The organism is Bradyrhizobium sacchari, from assembly GCF_002068095.1.
GTDB lineage: Bacteria > Pseudomonadota > Alphaproteobacteria > Rhizobiales > Xanthobacteraceae > Bradyrhizobium > Bradyrhizobium sacchari.
On record NZ_LWIG01000063.1, the window covers coordinates 135,199 to 136,516 of the forward strand.

The 1,318-nt window shown below is 65.2% G+C and carries 2 protein-coding genes and 1 pseudogene; all 3 read left to right on the plus strand.

Annotated elements, in window-relative coordinates:
• On the plus strand, positions 1–487 hold a 487-nt coding region (locus A5906_RS45765), incomplete at its 5' end, for a Bug family tripartite tricarboxylate transporter substrate binding protein (protein ID WP_249776138.1).
• A 25-nt stretch (positions 488–512) separates the two neighbouring features.
• Positions 513–1,052: a VOC family protein gene (locus A5906_RS38070; RefSeq protein WP_080140232.1), complete on the plus strand. Its 540-nt coding sequence runs from the start codon at positions 513–515 to the stop codon at positions 1,050–1,052.
• 124 nt (positions 1,053–1,176) lie between these two features.
• Positions 1,177–1,318: pseudogene (locus A5906_RS45770) on the plus strand (SAM-dependent methyltransferase); the annotation flags it as partial.

Below are 1,318 nucleotides of genomic sequence, written 5' to 3' on the forward strand. Positions count from 1 at the left end.
CGGCTCGACCGGGCAATTCTGCGCGGAGATCCTGATGCAGCAGACAGGCATCAAGATGGAGCACGTGCCGTTCAACGGCATCGCCAAGCTTGCCGGCGACCTGCTCGGCGGCCACATCGCGCTGGCAACGCTGGACGTTGCGACCGCGACGCCGCTGGTGAAGGACGGCTCGATCAAGGCGCTGGCCGCCTGCGGCGAGCGCTCGCCGAGCCTGCCTGATGTCGCCAGCTACAAGGAGCAGGGCGTGCCGTTCGACCGCAGCCTGTCCTGGGCGATGTATGCGCCGGCGGGCCTTGCTCCGCCGATCGCCGCGAGGCTATCGGAGGCGCTGAAGGACGCGCTCGGCGACGCCGGGGTCAAGGAGAAGCTGTTGAAGCTCGGCATCACACCGCAATTCGTGCCCGGCGAGGAGCAGCGCGACATCAACGCCCGCGACATCGCAGCCTGGAAACAGGTTGCCAAGGACGCAGGCATCGAGGTCAAGTGAGCAGGCAGACGAGCGGAGCCCGGGCATGAGCCGCATCTTTGGCGCGGTGCGCCAGAATGGTTACGTGGTGCGGGACATCCACGCCGCGATGAAGCACTGGATCGAAACCATGGGCGTCGGTCCCTGGTACTACATGGACCGGGTCCAGACCGACTGGTTCCGCCATCGCGGCCAGGACTCGCCGGTCGAGATGAGCATCGCGCTGGCCAATTCCGGCGATCTGCAGATCGAGCTGATCCAGCAGCGCAACGACGCGCCCTCGCTGTACAAGGAGTTTCTGGACGCCGGCCACGAAGGCCTCCAGCACATGTCCTATTGGAGCCACGATTACCAGGCGCTCTACGACAAGGCGATCGGGCTCGGCTACAGGATCGGCCACGAGGGCCAGATCGGCGGCGACAGCGGACGCTTTGCCTATTTCGACACGCAGGCGCATCCGGGCACGATCGTCGAGATCTCCGACATCAGCGGCACCAAGGGCCCGTTCTTCGAGAAGGTCCGGCAGGCGGCTTTGAGCTGGGACGGCACGCGGCCGATCCGCGAGGTCGGCGGCGGGAGATCGTAGAACCGATCGCGGACCTGGCGAGCAGGGCCGTGCAAGAACCGGCGGGGCTTATCTCCTTGCCGCCGCGGCAGTGGGGAAACCATGCTAACGTGCCCCTCGTGTCCGAACCTTCAGCGAGGCAAGCATGTCCAGCACTGACAAGGTTTTCGCCGGCTCGATCCCAAGAATCTACGACGAGTATCTCGTCCCGCTGATCTTTGCCTACTACGCCGCCGACATCGCAAAGCGTGTCGCAGCTCTCTCCCCGTCCGCAATATTGGAAACCG

Excerpts from the sequence above, each read along its gene's own strand:
- A5906_RS38070 (WP_080140232.1), top strand. The coding sequence starts at position 513 with ATGAGCCGCATCTTTGGCGCGGTGCGCCAGAATGGTTACGTGGTGCGG.